Raw genomic sequence first — 21,277 nt, forward strand, 5'->3', positions numbered from 1 at the left:
GACAGTGGCCACTATCGAAGCAATCGGCGCGCGGGAGATCCTCGACTCGCGGGGCAACCCGACGGTTGAGGTCGAGGTCGTCCTCGACGACGGCACCCTGGCCCGGGCGGCGGTTCCCTCGGGCGCCTCGACCGGCGCGTTCGAGGCCAACGAGCTGCGCGACGGCGACAGCAAGCGTTACCTCGGCAAGGGCGTCGAGAAGGCGGTCGAGAACGTCAACGAGCGCATCGCCGAGGCCGTGCGCGGCTTCGACGCCACCGAGCAGCGCCTCGTCGACCAGGCCATGCTCGACCTCGACGGCACCCCGGAGAAGTCGGAGCTGGGCGCGAACGCCATCCTCGGCGTCTCGCTCGCGGTGGCCAAGGCCGCGGCCGACTCGGCCGGGCTGAGCCTGTTCAAATACCTCGGCGGCCCGAACGCGCACCTGCTGCCCGTGCCGATGATGAACATCCTCAACGGTGGCTCCCACGCCGACTCCAACGTCGACGTGCAGGAGTTCATGATCGCGCCGGTCGGCGCCCCGACCTTCCGCGAGGCCCTGCGCACCGGCGCCGAGGTCTACCACACGCTCAAGTCGGTGCTGAAGAAGAAGGGCCTGTCGACCGGCCTCGGCGACGAGGGCGGCTTCGCGCCCAACCTGCCGACCAACGCGGCCGCGCTCGACCTGATCGCCGAGGCCGTCGAGAAGGCCGGCTACTCGCTGGGCAGCGACATCGTGCTCGCGCTCGACGTGGCCGCGACCGAGTTCTTCAAGGACGGCGCCTACGCGTTCGAGGGCGCCGGCAAGTCGTCCGACGAGATGATCGCCTACTACACCCAGCTCGTCGACGCCTACCCGATCGTCTCCATCGAGGACCCGCTGTCGGAGGAGGACTGGGACGGCTGGAAGGCGATGACCGACGCGCTCGGCTCCCGCATCCAGATCGTCGGCGACGACCTGTTCGTCACCAACCCGCAGCGCATCGCCCGGGGCATCGCCACCGACACCGCGAACGCGGTGCTGGTGAAGGTGAACCAGATCGGCTCGCTCACCGAGACGCTCGACGCCGTGGACCTCGCGCACCGCGCGGGCTTCCGCACGATGATGAGCCACCGCTCGGGTGAGACCGAGGACACCACCATCGCCGACCTCGCCGTCGCCGTGGGCAGCGGCCAGATCAAGACCGGTGCGCCGGCCCGCTCCGAGCGGGTCGCGAAGTACAACCAGCTCCTGCGCATCGAGGACGAGCTCGACGACGCGGCGCGCTACGCCGGCCGTGGCGCCTTCCCGCGCTACCGTGCATAAATCGTTCTGATTGGCCCGCGACCCCGATCTGCCCCGGGCGGACCGGGGTCACGGGCCGCACGGACCTGGGGGAGGAGCACATGCAGCAGCGCACCAGGCCCGGCGGGCGCGGGATCGGCCCCCGGGGCTCGGCACCGCGCGGGCAGGGCGAGCGCCGGGGCACCCAGCGGGCCGGCCGGGCTCCGTCGCGGCCGATGGTCGCGCGCCGGGCCGTGGCCACCGGCGCCGGGGCCGCGCTGCGCACCCGGGCCCCGCAGCCGCGCCGGTTCACCAGCCGCGCGGTCGTGCTCAGCCTGGTGCTCCTCGTGCTGCTGCTCGCCTACGCCTATCCGGTGCGGGTCTACCTCGCCCAGCAGGCCGAGATCGAGGCGCTGGAGGAGAGCCAGCAGCGCCAGTCCGTCAAGGTCGCCGAGATGCAGGCGCGCGCGAAGAAGTGGGACGACCCCGAATACGTGATCTCCCAGGCCCGCCAGCGGCTGCACATGGTGCTGCCCGGCGAGAAGCCCTACGTGGTCGTCGACCCGGCGAACAACCAGGCCACCGACCCCGCCGAGCTGCCGGGCGCGCCGAAGCCGCCCCGGCCCTGGTACGACAAACTCTGGTCGAGCGTCGAGGCGGCGGACAAGCAGTGAGTTCATTCGAGCCGGCCACCGAGAAGGATCTCGCCGTGGTCGCGGAGCAGCTCGGGCGCACGCCCCGGGGCACCCGCGCCGTCGCCCACCGCTGCCCCTGCGGCCTGCCCGACGTCGTCGAGACCACGCCGCGGCTGCCCGACGGCACGCCCTTCCCGACGCTGTTCTACCTGACCTGCCCCCGGGCCGTGCACGAGTGCAGCCGGCTCGAGTCGGCGGGCCTGATGCGCGAGATGGGCGCCCGGCTCGCCGCGGACCCCGAGCTCGCCGCCCAGTATCAGGCCGCCCACGAGGACTACCTGCGCCGCCGCGAGGCGGTCGGGCACGTGGCCGAGATCGACGGCGTCTCCGCGGGTGGCATGCCGACCCGCGTGAAGTGCCTGCACGTCCACCTCGGGCACGCCCTGGCGGTCGGGCCGGGCGTGAACCCGTTCGGCGACGAGACCGTGCGGCTGGCCGGCGAGTGGTGGGCGCAGGGGCCCTGCGTGTCACTCGATGCTGGTGACGACTGAGCGCAGGATCTCGTAGCCCTCGGCGTCGTCCTGGGTGCCGGTGTGTGGCCGGCGGAAGCGGCGCACCTCGACCGCGATGTCCGACAGCGCCCAGCGCAGCTGGAACAGCATGATCGTGGACGGGCGGACGAGCACTCCGGTGGCCTCGGCGTAGGCCTCGAAGATCGACCCGTCGCCGGGCTCGATCAGCCACAGGTCCCGCTCCGGCGGGGAGACCAGCACCGTGTCCCAGTCGATGAGCCGCCACCCGGTCGGCGTGCGCATGGTGTTGCCCGAGTGCGGCTCGCCGTGGGTGAGCACCGCCCGCACCGGCTCGGCCCGGCTCTGCAGCACGAGCTCGTCGTAGCGGGCCAGCACCCGCTGCAGCGGCCGGCGGTGCGCCTCGAGCAGGTCGGCCGCGGGCACCGCGTAGGGGCCGCAGGCGACCTCGTCGCCGGGCCGGCGCAGGGCCTCCTCGACCTCGTCGCGGTGCGGCACCGCGAAGTCGTCCACGCGCGCGTGCCGGCGGGCGACGGGCGGGGCCGTGTGCAGCCGGATGATCATGTCCAGGGTGGCCCGGCGGTGCGTGGGGCCGGTGAACGCGTTCCACTCGAAGCTGGCGCCCTCGACGAACGGGTACAGCGCGATCGTGAACGGCCCCTGGTGCACCGCGACGGCGCCGTCCAGCGCGGGGACCGGCGCGACGACGAAGGAGTGCCCGGTGGCGTGCAGATCGGCGGCGACCCGCAACGAGGCGCCGAGCTTCGCCGGGTCGGCCGGCTCGTCCACGGTGACGAACCAGCGGAAACCCGCGGTGTCGGTGAGCTCCCAGTGGTGGCTGCCGAAGCCGACGGGCCGATAGCTCAGCGACTTGACCGGAATGCCCCACTCCTTGGTCAGCACCGCCCCGAGGGCGTCCTCGGGGAGTCCGGCCGGTGGGGTCAGCACCCAAAGAAGGTACGTCAGACTTCACCCGCGAGCGGGACCGGAGGCCGTTCGCGGCCGAACAGTCGGATTGTTGACGTTAGCAGGGTGAGCCATTGACGGAACAGCTTGGCGGTGGATCGGCTGGTCCCTTGGCCTCGAACCCCATCCGGATCGCCCCGCCGGCCTCCAGATAGGTGTTGTACGCCTGCGAGCGCAGCACCAGCCGCCCGGGCCCCTGCTCGGCGGTGGCGCCCCAGGTCGATGTGACATCGACGTCCTTGGGCAGGTTCAGCTGGACGATCCAGCCCATGAGCGGCTGGCTGCCCAGGTTGGTGACGGTGACCTCGGCGTTGAAGCCGTCCTTCCACTTGCTGCGCACCGCGTACGCCGCCTTGACCGATCCGGGGGCGGCGGACGTGTGAGCGGTCGGCCGCGGCGGCTGGGTCGTGCCGGCCACGGAGGCCATCGGCGGGCGCTCGGCGGGCGCGTCCTTGGTCACGTACAGGACCGTCATGGTGCCGGCCACCACCGTCATGAGCGCAGTGGTGACCATCAGCACCCGATCGCGTGTCAGGAGCCACATCCGCGCGCCACTACCCTTACGTCCATGGAGGTAACCGTCCGGCGGGCCCGAACCGCCGACGTGCGGGGGATTCGGCGACTGGTCGCGATGTACGTCGCGGACCGGCGCCTGCTCTCCAAGCCCACCGTCGCGCTCTACGAGGCCGTGCCGGAGTTCTGGGTCGCCGAGCGCACGAGCGACGGCACGATCGTCGGCTGTGGCGCTCTGCACGTGATGTGGGAGGACCTCGCCGAGGTCCGCACCGTCGCCGTCGACCCGCTCCTGCGCGGGCACAAGATCGGCCACCGGATCGTCGCCGAGCTGCTCGGGGCGGCGCGCCAGATCGGCGTGCGCCGGGTCTTCGTGCTGACCTTCGAGACCCGCTTCTTCGCCTCGTTCGGCTTCGTGCCGATCGACGGCACCCCGGTCACCCACCAGATCTACGAGGAGCTGCTGCGCTCCTACGACGAGGGTGTCGCGGAGTTCCTCGACCTGGAGCGGGTCAAGCCCAACACCCTCGGCAACCATCGGATGCTGCTGCATTTGTAGGCTTCCGGGTGTGAAGCGCGTGGCGGCCATCGACTGCGGGACCAACTCGGTCCGACTCCTCATCGCCGACGTCTCCGAGGACTCGGAGATCTCGGACGTGACCCGGCAGATGCGTATCGTCCGGCTGGGCGAGGGCGTGGACCGGACCGGGCGGCTGTCCGAGGCCGCCATCGAGCGCACCCGGCTGGCCCTGGTCGACTACGCCGCGGACATCGCCGGGGCCGGGGTCGACGCGGCCCGGATGGTGGCGACCAGCGCCTCCCGGGACGCCGAGAACGCGGGCGACTTCCGCGCGATGGTGCTCGACACGCTCGGCTTCCCGCCCGAGGTGATCACCGGCGACGAGGAGGCGCGGCTGTCCTTCTCCGGCGCCGTGCGCGGGCTCACCGCCGAGGCGCCGTTCCTCGTGGTCGACATCGGCGGTGGCTCGACCGAGTTCGTGGTGGGGGAGCGCGACGTCGAGGCGGCCATCAGCGTCGACATCGGCTGTGTGCGGATGACCGAGCGGCACCTGCGCACGGACCCGCCGGCCCCCGAGCAGATCGCGGCGGCCGAGGCGGACATCGAGGCCGCGGTGGACCGGGCCCTGGCCGCGGTCGACGGCGCCCGGGCGCGCACGCTGGTCGGGCTGGCCGGCTCGGTGACGACGGTGGCGGCGCTGGCGCTCGGGCTGGGGGAGTACGACCCGAAACGCATCCACCGCGCGCGGATCTCCGCCGCCGACGTGGCCAAGGTGACCACCGGGCTGCTCGGCCAGTCCGCCGCCCAGCGCCTCGAGCACCCCGTCATGCACCCCGGCCGCGCCGACGTGATCGGCGCGGGGGCGCTCATCCTGCGGGTGATCGTCGATCGGGTGGGAGTGGACTCGGTGATCGCCTCCGAGTCGGACATTCTCGACGGAATCGCCCTGTCACTCGCGTAAGTTCCTCAGGTTTGCCCTGTCGGATTTGTGTCAGAGCAGCTCAGGTGCCATGCACGGAGGGTCACCCGGTCCGGCGGACCTCGGCCCGGGACTGCTCGCGGGGCTCGGCGTCGTCGCGGGACCACCACCAGCCGTACGTGAGCACGCCGTCACTCGGCATGGTGACGATGATCTTCGCCAGGAGGGCGCCCTCGTAGGCGTTGAAGACCCCCGGCTCGCTCTGCACGAATCGGGTCACCCCGGGCAGCTCCAGGCACGTGACGTGCAGTTCCAGCCGGCCGGCCTCACTCGCGGTGAGGATCGTGTGCTCGACGTGCTGCAGGCCCTTGCTGTCGCTGACGGCCTCGTAGTCCAGCGTGATGGCATTGCCCCGCACCACCGAGGTCACCTTGATCCGGGCGACGAATGGTCCGGACTCCAGCCCGTCTCCGCGGCCTCGGTAGACACCGGGCGCCGCGGCGAGCCGTTTCAACAGATCGGTCACGGCGCACACCGTAATACGAGCACGCTCAGTGCTGCGCGCATTGGCCCTCTACCGATATCGTGAGCCGTCTCCAGCAGGCAAGAGGTCGGTTTTCCAAGCTCAACCGTCATTTTGCCCGTTAGGGTGATCTTTGCGGCATACCCCGGAAGGAAACGCAATGTCTGATCAGTACCCGCCGCCCGGCAGCTACCCGCCACCCGGTGGCGGGGGTTACCCGCCGCCCGGCGGTGACCAGCCGCCGTACGGGCAGTCGTCCGGCGCACCCTACGGCCAGCCCTCCTCGGGTTCCCCGTACGGCCAGCCCTCGTCGGGTTCCCCGTACGGTCAGCCCTCCTCGGGCGCCCCGTACGACCAGTCCTACGGCCAGCCGCCGGCGTCCGGCTACGGTGCCCCGGCCGCGCCCGGTGGTGCGCCGTTCGGTGCCCCGCCGCCGAAGAAGTCCAGCGCCGGCAAGATCATTCTGATCATCCTCGGTGTCATCCTGGTGCTCGCGCTCGTCTGCTGCGGCGGCATCTTCTTCTTCGCCCGCAGCACCTGGAACGACATCGTCGACAGCGTCAACTCGGACCCGTCGAACGCCAAGGTGGGCGACTGCCTGGCCGGCGACTCGATCAGCGACAGCACGTCGAAGAACGTCAGCGTGAAGATCGTGAAGTGCGACGACGCGACCGCGAAGTACAAGGTCGTGGGCATCAAGAACGGCGTGTCCCAGACCGAGTCCCTGCAGGACGAGGCCACCGTCTGCGACGCGTACTCCGACGCGAAGTACGTGCTGTGGCAGGGCACCGACGTCAGCAGCGGCGACGCCCTCTGCCTCGACGACGCCAAGTAGGGCGCAGCAAGAACCGGCAACAGCTTCGCAGGGCGGTCCGCATCAGCAGCGGGCCGCCTTTTTGCGCGCCTCGGTCCTACGCGCTTGATACTACTGTGCATTGCGTACTACTCTGCTTGCCGTGGACACCACCCAGCTGCTCAAGGGGGTGCTCGACCTCGCCGTTCTCGCCGTGCTGCGCGACGAAGACGGCTACGGGTACGACATCCTGCGCCGGCTGCGCTCGGCCGGCCTCGACGACGTCGGTGACGCGTCGGTCTACGGCACCCTCCGCCGCCTCTTCCAGGCCGGCGCGCTGACCACCTACGTGGTGCCCAGCGAGGCGGGGCCGCATCGCAAGTACTACGCGCTCAACGCCGCCGGCCGGGCCCAGCTCGCCCAGTCCGGCAAGGTCTGGACGGGCTTCGCGCAGACCATGGACCGGCTCATCGGGGAGGAGGCGGCATGAGCGGTACGGAGCGAAGCGGAGTGGCCGCTCATCAGGAGGATCAGGTCCTGTCATGCCGGCGCCGGAGCGAAGCGGAGGTGGCGGCATGATCGCGCCGAGCGGCAGCAGCCTGGAGATCGACTACTACCTGGAGCGGGTCGGGGAGGCGCTGGCCGACCTGCCGCTGGAGGTGCGCGAGGACCTCATGGAGGACCTGCCCGCGCACTTCGTCGAGGTCCTCGAGGAGCAGGGCGGCTCGCTGGTCGAGCGGCTCGGCCCGCCCGCCGCCTACGCCGCCGAGCTGCGCGCCGCGGCCGGCATCGAGGCCGGCGCCGGCGCCGCGAGCACCGCCCGGGTCGACCTGGAGCGGCTGCGAGGCCGGCTGCGGATCGCGGACGAGCGCGGCGGGCGGCTCATCGGCTACGAGCGCGCCACCGACTTCCTGCGCCTGCTGCGCCCGGCCTGGTGGGTCGCGCGCGGGGTCGCGATCGTGGTGCTGATCTTCGCGATGGACATCCTGCCGTCCGACCGCATCGACGACCCGCTCGGCTGGGTGCTCATCGTCGCGGCCGTGATCGCCTCGGTGCGGCTGGGGGCCGTCGGCCGGCCGCGCATGCACCGCTTCGTCGGCTACGGGATCACCGCCCTCGGGATCATCGGCGTGCTGGTCATGGCCGTGAACCTGGATCAGCTCGGGAACTCGCAGTCCTACCTGCCGCAGGCCTCGTCCAACCCCTACCAGGGGATCGTGGACGTGTACCCGGTGGACCAGGACGGTCGGCCGCTGCAGAACGTCACGCTGTACGACCAGAACGGCAACCCGATCTCGATGGGCGACGCCTGGCGCTGCTACGCCGGTCAGGGCCCCGAGCCCCGGGCGACCCCGGCCTACCCGCTGTGCCCGCTGGGCCGCACCGCCCCGTCGGAAGGCACCGCGCCGCAGCCCACCACGACCACCACGCCGACGCCGACGCCGACGCCGACGCCGACGTCACCGCCGACGCCGACGCCGACGCCGAGCGCGAGCGTGAACCCGAGCCCGAGCGGGAGCCCGTCGGCGTCCGGCTAACGTCGGACCTGTGGAAGACGCGCTCGACCGGCTCGATCAGGAGATCTCCGAGTGCCGCCGCTGCCCCCGGCTGGTGGCGTGGCGGGAGGAGGTCGCCACCGTCAAGCGCGCGGCCTTCCGTGACCAGGAGTACTGGGGGCGCCCGGTGCCGGGCTTCGGCTCGCACCGGGCGCCCATCGCCATCCTCGGGCTCGCCCCGGCCGCCCACGGCGGCAACCGCACCGGCCGGATCTTCACCGGCGACCGCTCCGGCGACGTGCTCTTCGCGGCGCTGCACCGCGCGGGCCTGGCCAACCAGCCCACCAGCACCTCCCGTGACGACGGGCTCACGCTGACCGGCCTGCGGATCTTCTCCGCCGTGCGCTGCGCCCCGCCGGACAACAAGCCCACCCCGGTCGAGCGCGACACCTGCGCGCCCTTCCTGCATCGCGAGCTCCGCGAGATCGCCCCTGACCTGCGCGTGGTGATCGCCCTCGGCGCATTCGCGTGGGCCGCCTTCTGGCCGGCGCTGCGAGCCGTCTACGGTGTAGCACCGGCAAGGAAGGTACCGTTCGGCCACGGGACCCTGTGGCAGGCCGAACGCGCCCCTGCGTTGCTCGGTTGTTACCACGTGAGTCAACAGAACACCTTTACCGGTCGGCTCACGCCAGGAATGCTGGACGAGATTCTCGCCCGGGCGAAGCAGCTCGCCGGGCTTGCTTAGAGCGACGGGATGCTGGTGGAGGCTCGGGACCGCACCTTCAGCCGATGGTGGCCGGTGCTGGGCGTCATCGCCGTGCTCATCATCGGCGGGCTGGCGTCGTCCATGTCCACGCTGGAGATCAACAACGTGCCGGTGGCGACGCCGGCGGTGGACCGGCCGACCCCGACCGTCCTGGCCCCGAGCGACCAGAAGGCGCCCGAGCCGCCGGCCGACGCCGGGCGCAACGACGACCTCGAGATCCCGGACTGGGTGCTGACCGGCGCGACCGCGCTGTGCGGGCTGCTGGTCCTGGTCCTGGTCGGCAGCCTGGTGTACTACCTGCTGAGCAACCGCACCGCCAAGGCCAAACCGCGGGTCTATGTCGAGCCCGAGGCCCCCCGCCCGATGACCGCGGGCGCGGCCGAGGAGGTCATGGCCGCCGTCGAGGCGGGCATCGTCGAACTCAGCGACACCGACACCGACCCCCGCCGGGCCGTGATCGCCTGCTGGGTGCGCCTGGAGCGCGCCGCCGCGGCCGCGGGCACCCCGCGCCTGGTCGGCGACAGCCCGACCGAGCTCGTCACCCGCCTGCTGTCGGCCCATCAGGTGAGCCGCCCCACGCTCGAGGGCTTCGCCGAGGTGTACCGCGAGGCCCGCTACGCCACCCACCCGGTCGGCGAGCGCTCCCGCCAGGACGCGATCGGCGCCCTGCGGCAGATCCGCGCCGAGCTCGCCGGCGTGGGCGCGCGTGGAGGTGAGCCCGGTGCCCCGTGAGGAGCAGGTGGTCGGCCTCGACGAGCTCTTCGACGGCGGCCCCGCGGTCCCGCGCCGCGAGCAGGCGCCGCGTCCGGCCCGCCGCCCGTCGCGCCCGTTCGACTGGCGCTGGTGGGTGCGCCGGCTGTTCGTCGCCGTCGCGCTGACCACGGTCGGCGGCGGCATCCTGTACTTCGTCGGCTACACCCTGCAGTACGCGCTCCTGCTGCTCGTCATCGTCGCCATCCAGGTGATCTGGGAGATGCTGCAGCAGGTCCGCGCCGACGAGCTGCCCGCCACCCTGACCGGCGCCGGCCTGGAGCCGGTCGCCCGGCCGCGGGAGGGGCGGCGGCCGGAGCGGGCGCCGGGGCGGCGCGACCTGCGCGACGCGATCCCGTCCGGCGACGGCATCCTGCTGGCCGTGGCCAAGTGGGACGACCGGTTCGTGTGGGGCGAACGCGACCCGAACCGTTTCGCGGCCGTCGTCGTGCCCCGCTTCACCGACCTGGTCGACGCCCGGCTCCGCCAGCGCCACGGCATCACCCTGGCCGGCCAGCCGGAGCAGGCGCGCCGGCTCGTCGGCGAGGAGCTCTGGCAGCTGCTGCACTACACACCGTCCCGCGTGCCCAGCCCGCAGGACATAGCATCGATCGTCGCGAAGGTGGAGGCGCTATGAAGACGCTCGCACCGGCCGAGGTGGGCCGGATCGCCAAGGTGGTCCTGGACCAGGTCGGCACGGTGGTCGTCGGCAAGCGCGACTCGCTGGAGCTGGTCCTCGCCGGGATCCTGGCCGGCGGCCACGTGCTGCTGGAGGACCTGCCCGGCCTGGGCAAGACGCTGACCGCGCGCTCGTTCGCGCAGGCGCTCGGCATCGGCTTCCGCCGCCTGCAGTTCACCCCCGACCTGCTGCCCGCCGACGTCACCGGCTCGTTCCTCTACGACCAGCGCAACCACGAGTTCTCGTTCCGGGCCGGGCCGGTCTTCACCAACCTGCTGCTCGCCGACGAGATCAACCGCACGCCCCCGAAGACCCAGTCCGCGCTGCTGGAGGCGATGCAGGAGCGGCAGGTCTCCGTCGAGGGCGCCACCTACCGCCTCGACGCGCCGTTCCACGTGCTCGCCACCGCGAACCCGATCGAGTACGAGGGCACCTACCCCCTGCCCGAGGCCCAGCTCGACCGGTTCCTGCTGCGGGTGTCGTTCGGCTACCCGGAGGCCGACGAGGAGTGGGACGTGCTGCGGCGGCGGATGTCGCGGCGGCAGGAGGAGGCGATCCTCGAGCCGGTCGTCGACTCCGAGACGCTGCTGGCCATGCAGGCGGCGCTCGAGGACGTCGTGGTGGAGGACTCGATCGGGCGGTACATCGTCGCCTTGACCGCCGCCACCCGCGTGCACCCGCACGTGCTGGTCGGCGCGTCGCCCCGCGGCTCCCTCGCGCTGCTGCTGCTGTCCCGCGCGTCGGCGGCGCTGAGCGGCCGGGACTACGTGGTGCCCGAGGACGTCAAGGCGGTCGCGATCCCGGCTCTGGCCCACCGCATCTCGCTGCGCCCGGAGATGTGGCTCAAGCGCATCGACCCGCGCTCCGTGGTCACCGAGGTGCTGGCCCAGACGCCGGCCCCGGCCAGCGGGGCGCTGCCGTCCTACGGCGGTCGCCGTGGCTGAGGTCCGATGAGCGAGCGCGGGGCACCCCGGTCGCACGCGCGGGCGTTCGAGCCGACCCACGCCCTGGGCCGGGCCGTGCTGGTCACGGGCGCGCTCGTGCTCGTCGCCGTGCTCACCGGCCGCTTCGACCTGGTGGTCATCGCCGCGCCGTTCGCCATCGGCACCGCCGTGTCGCTGGTGCGCCGCCCGCGCCGTGGCCCCACCGTCGAGGCCATCGCGGCCGAGCCGTTCCTGGTCGAGGGGGCCGACCTCGGCGTCACGATCAACGTCGGCAACCCGAACCCGGTCGGCTTCGACCTGCTCGTGGTCCGCTCGGTGGTCCCGCGCTGGGTCCGGCTCAAGCACAGTGACCGCCCCTACGCGGTCACCGTCGACGGCGGGACGATCTCGGGCGTCGACCTGGAGGGCCGGGTGCTGCGCTGGGGCCGCCACCCGCTCGGCCCGGTGACCGCGCACGCCGTCGCCTCCGACGGGCTGCTCGTCGGCCGCGCGGTGCAGACGCCGCCGCTGCCGCTCAAGGCGTATCCGGCGACCGAGCACTTCGACGCGGCCGAGGCGATGCCCCGCGCGGCCGGGCACGTCGGCGGCCACCGCTCCCGGCGCACCGGCGAGGGCGGCGAGCTCGCGGGCGTGCGCCGCTTCGGCCCCGGCGACCGCCTGCGCCGCATCGACTGGCGGGTGTCGCTGCGCACCCGCGAGATCCACGTCGTGAGCACCCTCTCCGACCGCGACGCCGAGGTCGTCGTGCTGCTCGACGCGCTGCACGAGGCCGGCCGCTCCGGCGGCATCGACGGGCGCGCCTCGGTGCTCGACATCACCGTGCGCGCCGCGGCCGGCATCGCCGAGCACTACCTGCACCGGGGCGACCGGGTGGCGCTGCTGCAGTACGGCGGGACCGTCCGGCACCTGCGCGCGGCCAGCGGCCGGCGGCACTACATGACCGCGCTGGAGTTCCTGCTCGACGTCGCCGCCGGCGAGCAGTCCGACGAGCCGCCGCCGTCGTCGTTCGGCCCGCACATGATCCAGGGCAACGCGCTGGTGATGGTGCTCACCCCGCTGCTGGACGTGCGCAGCGCGGCGATGCTGGCCAACCTGGCCCGCGCCGGAAGGTTCGTGGTGGCCGTGGACACACTGGCGGATCCGGTACTGCGCCTGCGCGCGACCGGCAAGTGGGGCGACGTCGCCCAGCGCATGTGGCGCCTGGAGCGCGAGGCCATCATCGGCCAGCTGCGGGAGCACGGCGTGCCGGTCGTCGCCTGGGGCGGGGCCGGCAGCCTCGACGAGGTGCTGCAGGGGGTCGCGCGCGTGGCGGTCGGGCGGACGGTGACGGCGTAATGCTCGACGAGCTGGCGGAGTACTTCTCCGGGCGCATCGGCCGCCTGCGGGACAAGGTCGAGCGGGCCGCGGCCGGGCCGCTGCTGGTCCGCGGCGCGATCGTGCTCTTCGCGGCGCTGAGCCTGGTGCTCGCGTTCCCGGCCGAGGTCATGCACAACGTGGCCGCCATCGTGCTGGCCGCCATCGTGGCACTGCTGCCCGCGACGTTCCCGCGCTCGCGCCTGCCCGGGCTCGCGATCTTCGCGTGCGCGTTCGGCTGGCTGCTGGGGCCCCTGGTGTACGGCGAGAGCGTCTCCGTCCCCCGGCTCATCGGGCTCTCGACGGTGCTGTACCTCATGCACTCCCTGGCCGCCCTGGCCGCGGTGCTGCCGTACGACGCCGTGGTCTCCCCGGGCGTGATCAGCGGCTGGCTGCTGCGGGCCGGCGCGGTGGTGGCCGTGAGCGCGGTCGTCAGCGTGGCGATGCTGTTCCTCGTGCGGGCGACGATCGGCCCCGTGTTCCTCGTCGCGTCCCTCGTGGGGGTCGCCGCGGCCGGTGTCCTGGCCTATCTCGTGGCCCGCCGGGTGTCCGGCTGACCCCCTGTGGCCCCCGTTACAGCCCTGGTAACGGGCATTACATGTGTCCGGCCCGCGGCAGCAGAGAGCGACGCTCGTCCCTAGCGTTGCACCCGTGGCTGCGAAGCGAATCCTGATCGTCGGGGCCGGGCACGTCGGGCTCTATGCCGCCCTGCGCCTGTCGAAGAAGCTCAACCGGCACGAGGCTGAGGTCACCGTCGTCGACCCCCAGCCCCACATGACCTACCAGCCGTTCCTGCCAGAGTCGGCGGCCGGCAACATCTCCCCCCGGCACAGCGTCGTCCCGCTGCGCCGCGAGCTCAAGGACTGTCACGTGCTGTCCGGCACGGTGACCAGCATCGAGCACGCGCGGAAGGTCGCCATCGTCCAGCCGATCATCGGCCCGGCGCGCGAGGTGCCCTACGACCACATCGTCGTCGCGCCCGGCTCGGTCTCGCGCACCCTGCCGATCCCCGGCCTGCGCGAGCAGGCGGTCGGCTTCAAGACCATCGGCGAGGCCGTGTTCCTGCGCAACAGCGTGCTCGACCGGCTCGACGTCGCCGCGACCACCGACGACGAGGCCACGCGGCGCCGCGCGCTCGCGTTCGTCTTCGTCGGCGGCGGCTACGCGGGCGTCGAGGCGCTGGCCGAGATGGAGGACATGGTCCGGGGCGCGCTGCGGTACTACCCGGAGATCCCCCGCGACGAGGTCCGCTTCATGCTCGTGGAGGCGGCCAACCGCATCCTGCCCGAGGTCGGCGCGGAGATGGGGGCCTACACCGCGGTACAGCTGACGCGGCGCGGCATCGACATCCGCCTCGGCACGCGGCTGGAGTCGTGCGTCGACGGCCTCGTGAAGCTCTCCGACGGCGACGCCTTCGAGGCCGACACGATCGTGTGGACCGCGGGCGTCAAGCCGCACCCGATGCTCGAGGACACCGACCTGCCGAGGAGCCCCCGCGGCGCGATCACCTGCAAGCCGACGCTGCAGGTCGTCGACGCCGAGGGCAACGTGGTCGAGGGCGCGTGGAGCGCCGGGGACTGCGCCGCGGTGCCGGACCTCACCGCCGCGGACCCGGGCGCGCTGTGCTCGCCCAGCGCCCAGCACGCGGTGCGGCAGGCCTCCCAGCTCGCCGACAACATCGCGGCGGTGGTGCGGGGCCGGGCGCCCGTCGACTACCGGCACAAGCACGTGGGCTCGGTCGCCGGGCTCGGGCTCTACAAGGGGGCCGCGCGGGTGTACGGCATCAAGGTCCGGGGCGTTCCGGCGTGGTTCATGCACCGGACGTACCACCTCAGCCGCATCCCCACCCTGAACCGCAAGATCCGGGTGCTCGTGGACTGGACCCTGCAGCTCGTGCTGCGCCGCGAGGTCGTCGCGCTCGGCTCCCTGCACGAGCCGCGCGAGGCCTTCACCGAGGTCGCGGTCCCGATCCCGCTGCCCGTGCGGGGCCAGACCGCCGAGAAGAAGGCGGCCTGAGCCCGACTAGCTTCGGGCGCGCCAGACCAACACGTCGGCGACGCGTTCGCCGGGGCCGAGCAGGGCGTCGAGGGTGCTCTTGAGCGCCGCGGCGCCCCGCTGGCCGTCGGCGAGCACGAAGCACGACGCGTGCCAGTAGGCGACGTCCTGGCGCAGGTCGATGCGGTCCTGGTCGGTGAGCACCGGCGGGCTGTCGTTGGCCACCGCCCGGTGCAGCAGCTGCGACGTCGGCCGCGGGAAGACGCCCACGGCCGAGGCGCCGCCGTCGCCGTACGGGCCGATGAACCAGCCCTGCGGGGTCGCGAACGACACCCCGGTGGCCGCGGCCCAGCGCATCGCCTGCGGGTCGTTCCAGTCGGGCAGTGGCACCGGGACGATCGTGCCGTCGCGGGGGGCGCAGCCGCGCCAGTACCCCTCGGTGAAGAACTTCGGCACCGGGGCGCGCTCGGCGGTGGGCAGCGGCATCGGGGCCAGCGGCACGAGCGCGGCCACCACCGCGACCGGCACGAGCAGCTTGAGCGTCTCGGTCTGGGTCAGCGCGGCGTGTACCACGCACGCCAGCACGAATCCGAGCAGCGGGACGGCGGCCAGCGCGAAGCGGGTCGGCAGCGCCCACTCCACGATCGGGACGTGGGCGATCAGGGAGTACGGCGCCCACTGCTCGGTGCGCTCGTGCCCGACCACGACGTGCGGGCCGAGCGCGAGCGCGCACAGCACGACCGACACCACCGTGCACGCCACGACGGCCGGGCGCCGCCACATCCACAGCGTCGCGCCCAGGACCACGATGAGCAGGGGGGCGCCGAAGAAGGCGGTGTACTCCGCCGGCCCGCTCGCCAGCCTCGCCGCGCCGTCGCCGCCGGCCAGCGAGAGCGGGGAGATGGCCGCGAAGCTCTTGAGGTCGGCCGAGTAGAACTCCGGCTTGAACACGCCGCCGTGCGCGCTCTGCGGTCCGCGGAACTGCAGCCAGATCGGGTACGCGAGCGCGACCAGGGCGACGGCCGCGGCGACGCCGAGCCCGATGCCCAGCGACGGCAGCACGTGCCTCGGGATCGGCCGGGTGGTCGCGGCGAACGCCAGGCAGAACAGCGTGAGGGTGATGGCGGCCAGGAGCAGTACCTCCTCGCCGAGGAAGAACTGCGCGACGACCAGCCCGCCCAGCAGCAGCCCGAGCCGGACACTGCGCTGCCCCTTGGCGAGGCTGAACACGCACCAGGCGATCGCGGGCACCAGCCACGCCGCGGTCATGTGCAGGTGGCCGTTGGACTGGCTCACCATGCCCGGCGCGAAGCCGCAGAAGGCGCCGCCGATGAGCGAGGCCAGGCGGTGGAGTCCGGCGGTGCGGGCGAAGAGGAGGTACCACCCGGCACCGTTGGCCGCGAGGTTGAACCCGGTCACGACCGCGAACGTCACGGGCGCCCCGAACGCGAGGGTCAAGGGGGCGAAGAGCACGCCGAGCCCGACGAGCGAGGCGTTGCCGAGCACGTTGATGCCCTCGGGCGCGTTGAGAGCGCCGGTCACGAAATGGAAGTCGCCGCGATACGCTCGGGTGGCGTAGGCGAGAAACCACTCGTCGAGAGCCTGGTCATTGGCGTTCAGCGCGAGGCCGCGACCCGCTGGATCGGCCCAGAGGCCCCGCGTCAGCAGGGCGGCCGCGAGCACCATGAGGGCGCATGCGGCAAGGTCGCTAATCCATAAGCGGCGAATGCGCAATGGCTGCGCGGCCGGTGTTTCATGGTCAACCGGCGCAGTGCCCGCCTCGTCGGTCTGTGGGGCGCTGGTCACCCGGACGACAGTAACGGCCAACCCCTTGTCGGTGTTGGGGGTTCGTCGGACGGGCTACCGTGAGATCGCGTTTCTACGCCCGGGTGGTGGAACGGCAGACACGGCCGCCTTAAAAGCGGCTGCCGCGAGGCGTGCGGGTTCGAACCCCGCCCCGGGCACCGAGTTTATGGTCATTGCCCCCACAAATCGCACGAATTCCGTCGTTATCTTCGACCGTAACGTCGGGCTGTATGGTGCTCGTTTCACGCGGGCGAGTTCGCGGTACCCTGGGCTTACACGTGAATGAGAGCCCATGGAGGCCGATCGTGCAGAGTTCGAACCCGGTGCTCACCCGCCTTGGCGAGGCGGCGCGGGCTTCCCGTTACGAGACCGCGTATCCGGGCGCGCCCACGCGCGCCATGACCATGGACGACGTCGTCGTCCGGACCGTCGCCCTGCTCGCCATCACCGGCGTCGTCGGGGCCGGCGCGTGGATCCTGTTGCCGGCCAGCAGCCCGGTGACCTACTTCGCGGCCTTCATGTCCGGCATCGCCGGGCTCGTGCTTGGCCTCGTCATCTCGTTCCGCCGGGTCACCAGCCCGGCCGTGATCATCCCCTACGCGGCGCTGCAGGGCGTCGCGCTCGGCATCTTCAGCCGCGCCTTCGAGAGCTGGTTCTCGGGGATCGTGCTGCAGGCGATCGTCGGCACGTTCGGCATCTTCGCCGTGATGGCGGTGCTCTACAAGCTCAAGGTGCTGCGGGCGACGCCGCGCTTCACCAAGTTCGTCATCGGCGCTCTCATCGGCGTCGTGGTCCTGTCCTTCGCCAACTGGCTGTTCTACCTGTTCGGCGTCAACCTGGGCCTGCGTGAGTACACGATGAACGGCCAGGTCAGCTGGCTGCCGATCGTCTTCAGCCTGGTGATCATCGGCGTGGCCGCGCTGACCTTCATCCTGGACTTCGACGCGATCGAGCAGGGCACCCGCTACGGGATGCCGGAGAAGTACGCCTGGTACTGCGCGTTCGGCATCCTCGTGGGCCTGATCTTCCTGTACTACGAGATCCTGCGCATGCTGAGCTACCTGCGCCGCTGATGACGCACGACGATCAGCTCGACACCGCGGTGCGCAAGCTGGTCGGCCAGGTCTCACACTGGACGCCGCCCCGATGGGCGGCGTCCGGTCTGTCTGTTTCCGGGCTGTCTGGGCCAAGCCGGGCCGACCTCATGCACGACCTGGTGCAGTGGATGGCCGACCGGTGCGCGGAGGCGGAGGGCCGGCCGCCGATCCCGGTGCCCCGGCTCGACAACGACCTGGCCCTGCCCGACCAGCTCCAGGTGGTCGCGGCCGACCTGCGCCGCTTCGCCCCGCTCGCGGTGCGGCAGGACGCCGCGGCCCGCATCACGGCGGTCCGCGGCGCCTTCGGGTAGACGGCCTCAGGTCAGGTGGGCGAGCAGGTCCTGGCGGGTGATGACGCCGGCCGGCTTGCCGTCGATGAGCACCACCGCGGCGTCGGCCTTCTCCAGCAGCGCGACCGCCTCGCTGACGGGCTGGCCGCCGCCGATCATCGGCAGCGGGTCGCCCATGTGCCGCTCGACCATGTCGTGCAGGTGGGCGTGGCCCGAGAAGAGCGCGTCCAGCAGGTCCCGCTCGGCGATCGAGCCCGCGACCTCGCCGGTGACGACGGGCGGCTCGGCCTTGAGCACCGGCAGCTGCGAGACGCCGTATTCGCGCATGTAGTCGATCGCGTCGCGCACGGTCTCGTTGGGGTGCACATGCACCATGCCGGGCACCCGGCCGTCCTTGCCGACCAGGACGTCGGCGACCGTCGGGGTCTGCTCGGCTGTACGGAGGAAGCCGTACCGAGCCATCCAGTCGTCGTTGAAGATCTTGGAGAGGTAGCCGCGGCCCCCGTCGGGCAGCAGCACCACGACCACGTCGTCCGGGCCGGCCTCGCGGGCGACCTTCAGCGCCGCGGCCACGGCCATGCCGCAGGAGCCGCCGACGAGCAGGCCCTCCTCGCGGGCCAGGCGGCGGGTGAGGTCGAATGAGTCCTTGTCCGACACCTCGACGATCTCGTCGCAGATGGTGCGGTCGTAGGTCGTCGGCCAGAAGTCCTCGCCGACCCCCTCGACGAGGTAGGGGCGGCCGGTGCCGCCCGAATACACCGAGCCCTCGGGGTCGGCCCCGACGACGCGCACGCGGCCCCCGGAGGCCTCCTTCAGGTAGCGCCCGGCGCCGGAGATCGTGCCGCCGGTGCCGACGCCCGCCACGAAGTGGGTGACGCGGCCCTCGGTCTGCTCCCAGATCTCGGGGCCGGTGGTCTCGTAGTGCGAGCGGGGGTTCGCCGGGTTCGCGTACTGGTCGGGCTTCCAGGCGCCGGGGATCTCCCGGGCCAGGCGGTCGGAGACGTTGTAGTAGGACCGGGGGTCCTCGGGGGCGACGGCGGTGGGGCAGACCACGACCTCGGCTCCATAGGCCCGCAGGACGTTCTGCTTGTCCTCGCTCACCTTGTCGGGGCAGACGAAGACGCAGCGGTACCCCTTGAGCTGGGCCACCAGCGCGAGCCCGACGCCGGTGTTGCCGGACGTGGGCTCGACGATCGTCCCGCCCGGCCCGAGCAGCCCGGCCTTCTCGGCCTCCTCGACCATCCGCAGCGCGATGCGGTCCTTCACGCTGCCGCCCGGATTGAGGTATTCGACCTTGGCCAGGACGGTGGCGGAGATGCCGGCGGTGACGTTGCGGAGCCGGACCAGGGGCGTGTTGCCCACCAACTCGACGACGTTGTCGTAGTAGCGCACGCCGCCAGCGTATCCGGCCTGCCCGGGACTACCCGACGACGTGTCCGGGAATGATGTGCTCCCGCTGCTCCTCCCACTCCAGGAAGCGCTCGAGCTCGTCCATCAGGGCGCCGGCGAAGTACCCGGCCACGGCCAGGTCGTCGACGAGCCCGAAGACCAGCAGGAACGCCTCCGGCACGGCGTCGATGGGGGAGACGATGTACACCCCCGCGACGGCCAGCATCGCCAGGCGCGTGCCGCCGTCGTACTGCCCCTTCATGGTCGCCTTGACCATGCGCGGGATCGCCGCGAGCCGCCTGCCGATCCCGGGGGTGTCGGAGCGGAACACGCGCGCGAGCGCCGTCCACGCCATCCGCCGTCGCAGCACACTGTCCGCCATGATGACCGCCCTCTCTGCCTTGCATCGAATGTAACGGTGCCCGTCACCATGTGCCGGAGTCACTGTCGGCTCCCGGACCGGTTCGTCCGCGCGACGCGGCCACGAACCGGGCTGAGGGACAATGGCGACATGGATCTCGATGAGGCTCGTGCCGTCCTGACGGACCAGCACCAGGCCGTGCTCGCCACCCGCCGGGCCGACGGCGGGGTGCAGATGTCGCCGGTCGTGGTCGCGGTGGACGCCGAGGGCCGCGTGGTGATCAGCAGCCGCGAGCCCGCCTACAAGGTGCGCAACCTGCGGCGGGACCCGCGCGCGGCGGTGTGCGTGCTGCCCGACGGGTTTTACGGCCGATGGGTCCAGGTCGAGGGTGAAGCTGAGATCGTTTCGCTCCCGCAGAGCGTTGAAGGTTTGGTCGACTACTACCGGCGGGCATCGGGACGGGAACACGACAACTGGGATGAATATCGCGCCGCGATGGTTGCGGAACAGCGGGTGCTGATTCGGATCACCCTGCTCCGAGCGGGGCCGGACCGGTCCGGATGAGTGACGGTTACTTGGAGGGCGGGGGTTAGCCTCGGGGGCCGCAGGGACCTCGGGGATGGAAAGGGCGGGGGCGGTGAAGCTGCAGTCGGAGCGGGTGAAGCGGATAGCCACGGCGGCGGTGGTCGGTGGCGGTGGCGTGGCCGGGGCGGGCGCGCTGTTCTACGGGTTGGTGCTGGGTCAGGCGCTGCTGGCGCGCAAGACGATTCCGCAGGTGGTGAGCCCGCCGCCGCGCGCGAACGGGCTCTACGGCACCCAGTTCGAGGGGACGCCGGTGCGCCTGGTGGTGCTCGGGGACTCCTCCGCCGCCGGGTACGGCGCGCTGAGCCCCAGCGAGACGTTCGCCGCCGCGGTGGCGGCCGGGCTGGCCGAGCAGTTGCGCCGGCCGGTCTGGATGCGCTGCCTGGCCGTCGTCGGCGCCGAGTCCAAGGGCCTCCCGCCGCAGGTGGAGGTGGCCCTGCGGCAGCGGCCGGACGTCGCCGTCATCTGCATCGGCGGCAACGACGTGACCCACCGCGTGAGCATCCCGACCGCCGTGCGGCACCTGGTGCGCGCGGTGCGCGTGATGCGTGAGGCGGGCGTCGAGGTCGTCGTGGGTACGTGCCCCGACCTCGGCACCATCCGCCCCATCCAGCCGCCGCTGCGCTGGCTGGCGCGGCGCTGGAGCCGGCAGATGGCCACCGCGCAGACGATCGCGGTCGTCGAGGCCGGCGGCCGGACGGTCTCGCTGGGCGACCTGCTCGGCGAGCTCTTCTACGCCGAGCCCGACCGGATGTTCAGCCTCGACCGGTTCCACCCGTCGGGCGCCGGATACCTGGCCGCTGCCCAGGCCGTCCTGCCCACCGTCGTCGCCGCGCTCACCGAGCCGGTCCCGGTCGCGGGCGCGCTCGTGGCACCGGCCCAGGCGCTGGCGTCCGGCGAGGGGGTGCGGGCGCTGCCGCAGGCCGCGGTGGAGGCCGCGCACCGGCCGGGCACCGAGGTCAGCGCGGCCCAGGTGGCCGGGCACGACCGGGGTCCGGCGGGACGCTGGGCCCAGCTGCGCCGGAGGGTCTGGCACCGGCTCCCGCAGCAGGCCGATCGCACCCCGGACCGAGCTGCGGACGGCACCAGGGACCGCACCCCGGACCGAGCCGCGGAGCCCGCGTGAG

At 72.4% G+C, this 21,277-nt stretch carries 25 protein-coding genes and 1 tRNA gene; 20 read left to right on the forward strand and 6 right to left on the reverse strand.

Features of this window, described 5'->3' with window-relative positions:
• Positions 1-4 precede the first annotated feature (4 nt).
• From eno to ABT369_RS13225, 3 genes are all read left to right on the forward strand, one after another.
• On the forward strand, positions 5-1,285 hold the full coding sequence (gene eno, locus ABT369_RS13215) for a phosphopyruvate hydratase (RefSeq protein WP_350611983.1): 1,281 nt from the start codon (positions 5-7) through the stop codon (positions 1,283-1,285).
• Between the two features lie 80 nt (positions 1,286-1,365).
• Positions 1,366-1,917 (forward strand): FtsB family cell division protein, encoded by a 552-nt coding sequence (locus ABT369_RS13220; protein WP_350611984.1) that lies wholly within the window; start codon positions 1,366-1,368, stop codon positions 1,915-1,917.
• Complete coding sequence (locus ABT369_RS13225; RefSeq protein ID WP_350611985.1) at positions 1,914-2,429, forward strand: DUF501 domain-containing protein; 516 nt, start codon at positions 1,914-1,916, stop codon at positions 2,427-2,429. The genes ABT369_RS13220 and ABT369_RS13225 overlap by 4 nt, the downstream gene beginning before the upstream one ends.
• Here ABT369_RS13225 and ABT369_RS13230 read toward each other — a convergent pair.
• Complete coding sequence (locus tag ABT369_RS13230) at positions 2,406-3,356, reverse strand: phosphotransferase (protein WP_350611986.1); 951 nt, start codon at positions 3,354-3,356, stop codon at positions 2,406-2,408. The two genes, ABT369_RS13225 and ABT369_RS13230, sit on opposite strands and share 24 nt — an antisense overlap.
• Before the next feature lie 76 nt (positions 3,357-3,432).
• Positions 3,433-3,918: a cellulose binding domain-containing protein gene (locus ABT369_RS13235; protein ID WP_350611987.1), complete on the reverse strand. Its 486-nt coding sequence runs from the start codon at positions 3,916-3,918 to the stop codon at positions 3,433-3,435.
• A 24-nt stretch (positions 3,919-3,942) separates the two neighbouring features.
• On the opposite strand from ABT369_RS13235, the gene ABT369_RS13240 reads away from it, so the two are divergent.
• Together ABT369_RS13240 and ABT369_RS13245 are read left to right on the forward strand one after the other, a co-directional pair.
• A complete protein-coding gene (locus tag ABT369_RS13240; RefSeq protein ID WP_350611988.1) occupies positions 3,943-4,446 on the forward strand; it encodes an amino-acid N-acetyltransferase in 504 nt (167 codons plus the stop codon).
• Between the two features lie 19 nt (positions 4,447-4,465).
• Entirely contained in the window at positions 4,466-5,368 is a 903-nt protein-coding gene (locus tag ABT369_RS13245) for a Ppx/GppA phosphatase family protein (protein ID WP_350612146.1), read from the forward strand.
• A 61-nt stretch (positions 5,369-5,429) separates the two neighbouring features.
• Here the strand turns inward: ABT369_RS13245 and ABT369_RS13250 are convergent, their stop codons facing one another.
• The gene (locus ABT369_RS13250) at positions 5,430-5,852 is read right to left on the reverse strand and encodes a hypothetical protein (protein WP_350611989.1); all 423 of its coding nucleotides are present in this window, start codon (positions 5,850-5,852) and stop codon (positions 5,430-5,432) included.
• 157 nt (positions 5,853-6,009) lie between these two features.
• Here ABT369_RS13250 and ABT369_RS13255 point away from each other — a divergent pair, with 157 nt between their 5' ends.
• From ABT369_RS13255 to ABT369_RS13300, 10 genes are all read left to right on the forward strand, one after another.
• Positions 6,010-6,684, forward strand: a complete 675-nt coding sequence (locus ABT369_RS13255; protein ID WP_350611990.1) for an LppU/SCO3897 family protein — start codon at positions 6,010-6,012, stop codon at positions 6,682-6,684.
• 121 nt (positions 6,685-6,805) lie between these two features.
• Positions 6,806-7,132 carry a PadR family transcriptional regulator gene (locus ABT369_RS13260; protein ID WP_350611991.1) on the forward strand — a complete coding sequence of 109 codons (327 nt, stop codon included), beginning with the start codon at positions 6,806-6,808 and terminating at the stop codon, positions 7,130-7,132.
• A gap of 85 nt (positions 7,133-7,217) precedes the next feature.
• Positions 7,218-8,180 (forward strand): DUF1700 domain-containing protein, encoded by a 963-nt coding sequence (locus ABT369_RS13265; protein WP_350611992.1) that lies wholly within the window; start codon positions 7,218-7,220, stop codon positions 8,178-8,180.
• Positions 8,181-8,190: 10 nt separating this feature from the next.
• Positions 8,191-8,883, forward strand: coding sequence for a uracil-DNA glycosylase (locus ABT369_RS13270; RefSeq protein ID WP_350611993.1), 693 nt, complete (start codon positions 8,191-8,193; stop codon positions 8,881-8,883).
• Positions 8,884-8,892: 9 nt separating this feature from the next.
• Positions 8,893-9,636, forward strand: a complete 744-nt coding sequence (locus tag ABT369_RS13275; RefSeq protein WP_350611994.1) for a DUF4129 domain-containing protein — start codon at positions 8,893-8,895, stop codon at positions 9,634-9,636.
• A complete protein-coding gene (locus ABT369_RS13280) occupies positions 9,626-10,291 on the forward strand; it encodes a hypothetical protein (protein ID WP_350611995.1) in 666 nt (221 codons plus the stop codon). The genes ABT369_RS13275 and ABT369_RS13280 overlap by 11 nt, the downstream gene beginning before the upstream one ends.
• Positions 10,288-11,277 (forward strand): AAA family ATPase, encoded by a 990-nt coding sequence (locus ABT369_RS13285; RefSeq protein WP_350611996.1) that lies wholly within the window; start codon positions 10,288-10,290, stop codon positions 11,275-11,277. The genes ABT369_RS13280 and ABT369_RS13285 overlap by 4 nt, the downstream gene beginning before the upstream one ends.
• A gap of 6 nt (positions 11,278-11,283) precedes the next feature.
• Complete coding sequence (locus ABT369_RS13290; protein ID WP_350611997.1) at positions 11,284-12,612, forward strand: DUF58 domain-containing protein; 1,329 nt, start codon at positions 11,284-11,286, stop codon at positions 12,610-12,612.
• Entirely contained in the window at positions 12,612-13,187 is a 576-nt protein-coding gene (locus ABT369_RS13295; RefSeq protein ID WP_350611998.1) for a hypothetical protein, read from the forward strand. Before ABT369_RS13290 ends, ABT369_RS13295 begins: the two co-directional genes overlap by 1 nt.
• A 94-nt stretch (positions 13,188-13,281) precedes the next feature.
• Positions 13,282-14,646, forward strand: a complete 1,365-nt coding sequence (locus tag ABT369_RS13300; RefSeq protein ID WP_350611999.1) for an NAD(P)/FAD-dependent oxidoreductase — start codon at positions 13,282-13,284, stop codon at positions 14,644-14,646.
• A 6-nt stretch (positions 14,647-14,652) separates the two neighbouring features.
• Here ABT369_RS13300 and ABT369_RS13305 read toward each other — a convergent pair whose 3' ends face one another.
• On the reverse strand, positions 14,653-16,311 hold the full coding sequence (locus tag ABT369_RS13305; RefSeq protein WP_350612000.1) for a hypothetical protein: 1,659 nt from the start codon (positions 16,309-16,311) through the stop codon (positions 14,653-14,655).
• Positions 16,312-16,508: 197 nt separating this feature from the next.
• Here ABT369_RS13305 and ABT369_RS13310 point away from each other — a divergent pair.
• The 3 genes from ABT369_RS13310 (at position 16,509) to ABT369_RS13320 (ending at position 17,839) form a co-directional block, all read left to right on the forward strand.
• Positions 16,509-16,589 (forward strand) — tRNA-Leu (locus tag ABT369_RS13310).
• Positions 16,590-16,736: 147 nt separating this feature from the next.
• Positions 16,737-17,504, forward strand: coding sequence for a Bax inhibitor-1/YccA family protein (locus ABT369_RS13315; protein ID WP_350612001.1), 768 nt, complete (start codon positions 16,737-16,739; stop codon positions 17,502-17,504).
• On the forward strand, positions 17,504-17,839 hold the full coding sequence (locus ABT369_RS13320; protein WP_350612002.1) for a hypothetical protein: 336 nt from the start codon (positions 17,504-17,506) through the stop codon (positions 17,837-17,839). The genes ABT369_RS13315 and ABT369_RS13320 overlap by 1 nt, the downstream gene beginning before the upstream one ends.
• Positions 17,840-17,845: 6 nt before the next feature.
• Here ABT369_RS13320 and ABT369_RS13325 read toward each other — a convergent pair whose 3' ends face one another.
• Entirely contained in the window at positions 17,846-19,210 is a 1,365-nt protein-coding gene (locus ABT369_RS13325) for a cystathionine beta-synthase (RefSeq protein ID WP_350612003.1), read from the reverse strand.
• 28 nt (positions 19,211-19,238) lie between these two features.
• Positions 19,239-19,589 (reverse strand): YkvA family protein, encoded by a 351-nt coding sequence (locus ABT369_RS13330; protein WP_350612004.1) that lies wholly within the window; start codon positions 19,587-19,589, stop codon positions 19,239-19,241.
• A 129-nt stretch (positions 19,590-19,718) separates the two neighbouring features.
• Here ABT369_RS13330 and ABT369_RS13335 point away from each other — a divergent pair, with 129 nt between their 5' ends.
• Entirely contained in the window at positions 19,719-20,132 is a 414-nt protein-coding gene (locus ABT369_RS13335; protein ID WP_350612005.1) for a PPOX class F420-dependent oxidoreductase, read from the forward strand.
• 55 nt (positions 20,133-20,187) lie between these two features.
• On the forward strand, positions 20,188-21,276 hold the full coding sequence (locus ABT369_RS13340) for an SGNH/GDSL hydrolase family protein (protein WP_502891740.1): 1,089 nt from the start codon (positions 20,188-20,190) through the stop codon (positions 21,274-21,276).
• The last annotated feature ends 1 nt before the right edge of the window (position 21,277 follow it).

Origin of the sequence: Dactylosporangium sp. NPDC000244, from assembly GCF_040300725.1 — a bacterium.
In the GTDB taxonomy this organism is placed as follows: Bacteria; Actinomycetota; Actinomycetes; order Mycobacteriales; family Micromonosporaceae; genus Dactylosporangium.